The organism is Rhodopirellula sp. JB055 (assembly GCF_043100905.1).
Lineage (GTDB): Bacteria > Planctomycetota > Planctomycetia > Pirellulales > Pirellulaceae > Rhodopirellula.
The window spans coordinates 1-6,979 of sequence record NZ_JBICHO010000031.1 but is presented as its reverse complement, the minus strand read 5'-3'; the positions used below and the strand labels follow the sequence as shown (position 1 = coordinate 6,979).

Annotated in this window: 7 protein-coding genes; 4 read left to right on the top strand and 3 right to left on the bottom strand. The window is 56.5% G+C overall.

Features of this window, described 5'->3' with window-relative positions:
• Positions 1–467: 467 nt before the first annotated feature.
• Complete coding sequence (locus ACF8AM_RS01080) at positions 468–1,316, top strand: SDR family NAD(P)-dependent oxidoreductase (protein WP_392553853.1); 849 nt, start codon at positions 468–470, stop codon at positions 1,314–1,316.
• 25 nt (positions 1,317–1,341) lie between these two features.
• Here ACF8AM_RS01080 and ACF8AM_RS01075 read toward each other — a convergent pair whose 3' ends face one another.
• Positions 1,342–2,112 (bottom strand): MBL fold metallo-hydrolase, encoded by a 771-nt coding sequence (locus ACF8AM_RS01075; protein WP_392553852.1) that lies wholly within the window; start codon positions 2,110–2,112, stop codon positions 1,342–1,344.
• Between the two features lie 153 nt (positions 2,113–2,265).
• Here ACF8AM_RS01075 and ACF8AM_RS01070 point away from each other — a divergent pair, with 153 nt between their 5' ends.
• From ACF8AM_RS01070 to ACF8AM_RS01060, 3 genes are read left to right on the top strand one after another with little or no spacing between them, the layout of a single operon-like run.
• The gene (locus ACF8AM_RS01070; RefSeq protein ID WP_392553851.1) at positions 2,266–3,156 is read left to right on the top strand and encodes an ABC transporter ATP-binding protein; all 891 of its coding nucleotides are present in this window, start codon (positions 2,266–2,268) and stop codon (positions 3,154–3,156) included.
• Positions 3,153–3,968 (top strand): ABC transporter permease, encoded by an 816-nt coding sequence (locus ACF8AM_RS01065; RefSeq protein ID WP_392553850.1) that lies wholly within the window; start codon positions 3,153–3,155, stop codon positions 3,966–3,968. Before ACF8AM_RS01070 ends, ACF8AM_RS01065 begins: the two co-directional genes overlap by 4 nt.
• 8 nt (positions 3,969–3,976) lie before the next feature.
• The gene (locus ACF8AM_RS01060; RefSeq protein ID WP_392553849.1) at positions 3,977–5,014 is read left to right on the top strand and encodes an ABC transporter substrate-binding protein; all 1,038 of its coding nucleotides are present in this window, start codon (positions 3,977–3,979) and stop codon (positions 5,012–5,014) included.
• Between the two features lie 32 nt (positions 5,015–5,046).
• Here the strand turns inward: ACF8AM_RS01060 and ACF8AM_RS01055 are convergent, their stop codons facing one another.
• A complete protein-coding gene (locus tag ACF8AM_RS01055; protein ID WP_392553848.1) occupies positions 5,047–6,126 on the bottom strand; it encodes a lysophospholipid acyltransferase family protein in 1,080 nt (359 codons plus the stop codon).
• 60 nt (positions 6,127–6,186) lie between these two features.
• Entirely contained in the window at positions 6,187–6,846 is a 660-nt protein-coding gene (locus ACF8AM_RS01050; protein ID WP_392553847.1) for a hypothetical protein, read from the bottom strand.
• Positions 6,847–6,979: the final 133 nt, after the last annotated feature.

The following is a 6,979-nucleotide window of genomic DNA, read 5'->3' as shown; positions in this document are numbered from 1 at the left end:
GTGTCAATTTTTGCCTTGATATGGCGGACTCTCAACTCAGGCAATCCGACCCACTCACGCCAACCGATGACCACCAGCGGGTCCGTCGGAAGCAATTTGGAACCCGAGGATATCGAACCTGAAGATTCCGTTGAGGGCGGGATGCGGCTAGGATCGTTTGTCATGGGCCATCGTTGCGGAGGAAGGATCACAAATGGCTGGTCGAAGAGGCCACATTCAACAACCAAAACCGTCCGTGCAGAATCGGTGGCCGTCCCTTCGGACGACGAATCGCGATGGGCGATAAGATCTGTGCAGATTGACGATTGGGAGCGTGCGGCGTCAAGCGGATCAAAAAACTTTGCTGCCGGCAGGACTCCTAAGTTCAACGGATTGTCGATGACTGGCTATACTGGCAACGCGCTTTTCCAACAAAATTGTTGTTGAGAATGATTGCCGCCGACTGCCCTTCCCCTGGAGTTTCATGAATGTCCGCTGAGTCATCCGATTCGATTTCTTCCCCTGTCCCCGTGCGATCCCTGAACGGCAAGCGAGCGTTGATCTCGGGAGCTTCGCGTGGGATTGGGCGTGGAATCGCTTTGGAGATGGCTCAGGCCGGTGCATCGGTTACGATCAATTATCATTCGAATCCAGAGGAAGCCGAAAACGTCGTCAAGGAATGCGAGTCATTTGGTGTGTCCGCGTTTGCGTTGGGGGCTGACATTTCGGATCCGGCCCAAGTTCAAACCATGGTCGACTCGGCGAGCGATCGTATGGGCGGGCTGGACATCGTCGTCAGCAACGCTGCCTACAGTGACCGGCACCTGATGTTGGAATCGGACATGGACGAGTTCCGGCGCACGATCGACGTCAGCATGTGGGGAGCTTTCCACTTGGTGCGTGCGGGGGCTCAAAAATTGGTCGACGCCGGCAACGGGGGCAACATCGTCGTGATCAGTAGCCCACACGCCCACATGCCCATGCCTGGCGCAATGGCCTACAACATGGCCAAGGCGGCAAACGACCAAATGGCTCGCACCGCCGCTGTGGAACTCGCCTCGCACCGAATTCGCGTGAACATCATTCACCCTGGTTGGATCGATACGCCAGGGGAGCGAAAGTTCTTCCAAGAAGAAACTCTTCGTTCCGAAGGTGCCAAGTTGCCTTGGGGACGTTTGGGCCAAATTCGCGAAATCGGTCGTGGTGCCGTTTTCTTGTGTGACCCAAAAAGCGAATACATTACCGGCAGCACGTTGACGATCGACGGCGGCATCCAATTGCCCTGGCGGGAAATGTACCGCGTCGAAGAAGCTCGCCGAGAAACAGCCACATCCTGATCACGGGGCTCGGCGAGCGTGAATCTTAAAAGGCGACTTGCAAACCATCGGTGGCAATTTCAATCGGGAATGGGAGCGATGCGGTCTGGTCTTTCACGTTCAGCTCGGCAATCGGGTTGATGTGAGTGAGCAGCAAACGTTGCGGCTGTGTGTGAGCCGCGATTTGCAAGACCTTTTGAAGGTAGCAGTGACCGGTTTTCTCCGCCCACATCTGGTTTTGATCGTCGAAATTGCACTCGTGCATCAGCAGATCGGCTCCCGACATCCACTCCAGCGTCTGGTCGTCTTCGGCGCCGAGCGTGTCGGTGGCGTACACCACCTGGGCGAGAGGATCCGAAACCGTGGAACCGGGACGCGCGATTTCGAGCCGGTATCCCACCGATCCGCCAGGGTGGTCTTGGTGTCGCCACGACATCTTTGTGCCATTTAGGTCCCACTCCGGTTGCTGGTCAATTGAATGCCAACTCACCGGAATCGCGACAGGAAAGATCGCTTCGTGGAAGAGGTGTTCTTGAACGGCAGCCAATTTCTCTGCTTGCCCCCACACGCGAACTTCTTTCACGGGCCGCTGGTACAGAATGTCCAGCAAGAATGTCAGGCCCATGACATGATCCAAGTGAGCGTGACTGAGCAGGATGTCGAGGTGATCGGTTTGGATCAACTGAGGCAATCGAAAGATCCCGGTGCCGGCATCCAGCACCACACCGCAATGCGGAAGAAAATAGCACGACGTGTGGCGAGATTCGTTGGGGTGATACCCTGCCGTCCCCAAACAATGCACTTCCAATGTCTTCATCGAATTTCCAGTGTCTTCGCCAGTCTCGTCTTCTCGGATCGGTCGTCCGAGTGGAATGAATCGTCGGTCAAACCCACTCGGGTGATGCCATCACACCTATGATCGCAGACGTCCTGTTAGAGTCCATTGCCGAATGATTAAACTCTGTTGGACATGAACGCCCCAACCGACAAACTCGATGCTGGCACCGCAGTCGTTTGCCGCGATGCCACGGTAACCTATCCCGGCGGGGTGTGCGCCCTCGATCGTATCAATCTGGTGGTTCGCCAAGGAGAAAGGCTGGCTCTCGTCGGTCCAAGTGGATGTGGCAAGACCACCCTGCTGCGAGTCATCGCCGGATTGCAGACGCTGACCAGTGGTGAGTGCCAGCGAAGCGGTGGGGGAACTCAGCGAAGCGGTGGGGGAACTCAGCGAAGCAATCGGGGAACCCAGCGAAGCAACCAGGCAATCCGGCAAGGCGATGATCGACGATCCGTTGCCACTTCGTTTGTGTTCCAACAACCTGCCTTGTTGCCTTGGGCGGACGTGCTTCAAAACGTGACGTTGCCGCTCACGCTGGGCCGACGGCGGGACCGGTTGTCTGCGAAAGCCATGCGGGAACGCGCTGTCGCGGCGATCCAAGAAGTGCAATTGGCGGATGCGGTGGAGCGTTATCCGCACCAATTGTCTGGCGGAATGAAGATGCGAGCCTCGATCGCTCGCGCATTGGTGACCGCCCCAGAGTTCTTGTTGCTGGACGAACCCTTTGCGGCTTTGGATGACTTGCTGCGAAACCAGCTCGGTCGCTTGTTGCTGCAATTGTGGCGGCATCATCGATTCACGAGTGTCATGGTGACCCACAACATTGCCGAAGCGATTCAGCTCAGCGAACGGATTTGCGTGATGCATCAAGGACGTATCGTCAGCGAACTGGACAACCCTCTGGCGACATCAGAACCGCAGAAAGACCTCCGACGCACCAACGCGTTCGCTGAATTCTTCGGCCAAGTCAGCGACACCCTTGAGACCGCGGCATCGATCGCCATGGAAGGATCATTGCGATGAGTAGCGAGTCGTCGAGACGTTCTCTGCCAACACGCGAAAGTGGTCGAGAGGTGGCATGGATCGTTTTCGCGGTGATCGCGGTTGCCGCGATCGGGATCGTGACTTGGCATCTCATTGTGGTGCTGTTCGATCTGCCAAAGATTCTCCTGCCCACACCTTGGCAAGTCGCTCAGGCCGGATGGCAACATCGTGTGGTGTTGTTGAAATCCGGGGGGACGACATTGTGGACGGCGACGATCAGTTTGCTGGTCGCTGTGATGGTGGGTGGCGGTGTGTCGGTGTTGTTCAGTCAATCTGCTTTGCTGCGTCGGGCGTTGTTCCCTTACGTGGTGTTCTTGCAAACGGTGCCGATCGTCGCGATCGCGCCGCTGCTAGTGATTTGGTCCGGGTACGAGTTTCGGACGGCGATCATTGCGACGGTGATCATTTGTTTGTTCCCGATTGTCAACAACGTGACCACGGGTCTGATGTCGGTTCGTCCTGAGCACGACGATTTGCTGCGAATGTATGGTGCCACACGTTGGCAAAAACTGTTTCGCGTTCAGTTGCCCACTGCAATTCCTTTCTTGGTGCTCGGTGCCCGCGTGAGCAGTGGTTTGGCGGTGATTGGTGCAATCGTTGCTGAATTCTTCGTTAGCAACGGCGCGGACTACGAAGGGCTGGGTGCCGTGATGACGGGCTGGCAAGCTCGTACAATGACGGACGCGTTGATGGCCGCCTTGGCGGTTTCTACCGTGCTGGGTTTGATTCTTTTTGGCGGAGTGAATCTACTGAGCCGACTGTTCTTGAAACGATACCTTCTTGTGAATTGAGTTCACCGATGCAATCGCCAATCCATTTCTCCCACGCCCGTGCGTCTGAGTTGACGCGAGCTTGGTTGTCTGTCGGTTGCCTGTTGCTGTTTGTTGTTCCGGGGTGCTCGCAACGAACCGAAAACAAATCAAGCGACGCGACCGACGAATCCGCAACCAACGTTTCGGTTCAATTGAACTGGTATCCCGAGGTGGAACATGGCGGCGTCTACCAATCTGTTGTTGATGGCACCTACGAGTCTTTGGGGCTGAGAGTCAGCATCCAGCCGGGCGGACGAGCAACTCAAGTGGCATCAGAACTTGCAACGGCACGCAGCCAATTCGCAATCACCAATGCGGATGATGTGGTTTTGGCTCGATCGCAAGGCGCCGATGTGGTGGCCGTGATGGCTGCGGTTCAAGACCACCCGCGGTGCATCTTGGTGCGTGCCGATAGCGGCGTCGAAAGACTAGACGATCTGTCTGGGCTGACTCTGCAGCGTCAAGCTGGGCGAGCCTTCCTCGCGTTTCTCGAGCAGGGCGGCTATCTCGAAGATGTCCGCCAAGTCCCCTACCACAACAGCATCGCGGCGATGGTGACAGATCCGAAAATCGCGGTGCAAGCCTACAGCGTGGCTGAACCTTTGATCGCCGAGCAACAAGGGTTGGAGGTTCGCACTTTGATGGTCAGCGAATTGGGATGGAACCCATACTCAAGTGTTTTGGTGACGACGGGAGGCATGATTCGCGAATCACCTGAAATCGTTCGCGAGATGGTGGCGGGCACCGTTGCGGGGTGGAAGGCGTTTCTGAAAAATCCCGAGAAAGCCAATGCCGCGATTCTGAAAGCGAACCAGCATGGCATGACGAAGGAGGCGTTGCAGTTTGGCGCCGAGCAGATGATCCCTTTGGCGATGCCGTCGGGCAATCCCGATGAAGTTGGGACGATGAGTGCCGAACGCTGGGAGATGTTGGTCAGCCAAATGGCAGAGTTGGAATTGGTCGAGGCAGATTCGGTGAAATCCGAGGATTGCTTCACGACCGAGTTCCTGCCGTCGGTGAAGTGAACGCCTACGGTCGTCATGGCCTGGAAGACCGATCAAGCAGCTTGTGAAGTCGATGTCTTCCCGGTCGTTGAACTGGAAGAGTTCTGCATCGCTTTTTCGCGTTTCTTTTGCAATCGACGAGCGACCTTCTCTGGCGGTGTTCTCCAGCGGCGATGCAGCCACCAGTACTGTTCCGGCGCGATGTCAATCATCGATTCCAGTTGGCTGTTGTACCATTCGGTCATCTGCCCAACGGACTGGCCATCTTCCGTCCCGGCGGCTGGATCTACGACGCCCAGCAAACCCGATTCAAACTGCATGGGTTTTCCGTCGATGCGTCGTGTGTAGACGCTCATCATCGGCGCATTGGCCGTCAAAGAGAACAACGCCAAAGCTTTGTGGCAGGACGCTGGGACACCACAGAAATCGGTCCACAACCCTTTGTTTCCCGCGTGTTGATCGGCCAGCAACGAGAGCATGCCGCCTTCGTTGAGATGTCGTTCCACGATCGGAGCACAGCCGATTTTATCGACGACGTCTTGGCCTTTGGCACTGCGAAAGTCCTCTACCCAATCGTGCAGATAGGGGTTGTCCAATCGGCGAGCGATGGCCAACGTCCGAACGCCCATCAAACCCATCGTGTAACCGCCGACTTCAAAGTTACCGAAGTGACCCGTCACATAAACCGAGGGCCGATCACTGAGCATCGTCCGCAGGATGGTTCGGTTGCCGTGGAACCGAACGTGTTGGTACCAATTGCAGCGATGCAGCCGTCGCTGTGCCCAGGCCACTTCGCAAACCATCAGCATCAAGTGATGCCACATTGCGAAAGTGAGGTCCTTTTCCGTCGCAGCGGGCAAATCTGGGAAGATCTGGGACAGCGTCGACTGAATGACTTTTTTTCGAATTGGCAGCGGGCCGCTGAGAATGGCCGCGATCACACGGCAGAATCGATCACCCATGTCGAGCGGCATGATTTGAATCAGCGCAACGATGGAACGCACCATCGCATAAGCAATTGCGTCGAGAGCACGCTGACGCATCCAATGCAGACGCGATTTCACGGTTTCCATCCCGGATGCATGACGTGGGGTGACCTGTTGGGCGGCTTCTTGCCAAAACTGAACGTTCACCGCTGGTGCTGGTGAATTTGCCTGATTTTGACGCAATCAGGTGCGTGTCGCCAGATGAATTCAGCGTCCATCGAGAACCGACCGAGAATTTGGCACCATCGGAGCTCGAACGGATGTCTCGATCACCAACCGGTTTTCGTCGCGGAATTCGGTGACGTACCCGGTGATGGTCCAGCGGTCGTCGTTGGAATCTTCTTCGATTGCGCGTGAAATGCGGTCAAGCATCAGGTTTTCTGTGACCAGTGTCATCGGAACCGTGATGGTCGCTGGTGCAATCGGCAGGTCAGGGTCTTCCAAGTTGGAAGAATCAAACGTGCCAATTCCTCGACCAATGGGTTGTTTCTGACCCAGAAGCGTGTCCTCATCCTGGGAGGGCTGGCGAGCCAAGCCGCGCTGCACCAACGTTTCCGAGATGTTGTGGCCTGGGGATGGAGGACGCTCGGGAAGAAATCGCCAGCGGTGACCGCTGAGCACGAAACGGCCCGTAATCGGTCCAACTCGAGTCCCTTCGCGGAGAATCAATCCCGCGGCGGGGATTGGGAGCGATCCGTTTGCTTTTCCGCTGGCCATGGAAGGGATTCCCTGGCGGCCAAAACTGCGTGGGCCACTGCCGGCCGGATCGGCCGCTGACAACAGACCGTCACCCGCACCAAACGAAAACAGGGCAATGAGCATCAAGCGTGAGGACAATTCGCGGCGCAAGAGCTGGTGGTATTGCATGAGTCGATTGTATTTTGAGCCAAACATCCGAGGAACAGAATCCGCACCCTGTCGGTTTGTCCAATGACGCTCATTCACGTGGCATCGCGACGGCGTGCAAGCTGACCACGGTTCCCACCGCGATCATTGCCAG

Excerpts from the sequence above, each read along its gene's own strand:
- ACF8AM_RS01050 (WP_392553847.1), bottom strand. The coding sequence starts at position 6,846 with ATGCAATACCACCAGCTCTTGCGCCGCGAATTGTCCTCACGCTTGATG.
- ACF8AM_RS01065 (WP_392553850.1), top strand. The coding sequence starts at position 3,153 with ATGAGTAGCGAGTCGTCGAGACGTTCTCTGCCAACACGCGAAAGTGGT.
- ACF8AM_RS01060 (WP_392553849.1), top strand. The coding sequence starts at position 3,977 with ATGCAATCGCCAATCCATTTCTCCCACGCCCGTGCGTCTGAGTTGACG.
- ACF8AM_RS01070 (WP_392553851.1), top strand. The coding sequence starts at position 2,266 with ATGAACGCCCCAACCGACAAACTCGATGCTGGCACCGCAGTCGTTTGC.
- ACF8AM_RS01075 (WP_392553852.1), bottom strand. The coding sequence starts at position 2,112 with ATGAAGACATTGGAAGTGCATTGTTTGGGGACGGCAGGGTATCACCCC.
- ACF8AM_RS01080 (WP_392553853.1), top strand. The coding sequence starts at position 468 with ATGTCCGCTGAGTCATCCGATTCGATTTCTTCCCCTGTCCCCGTGCGA.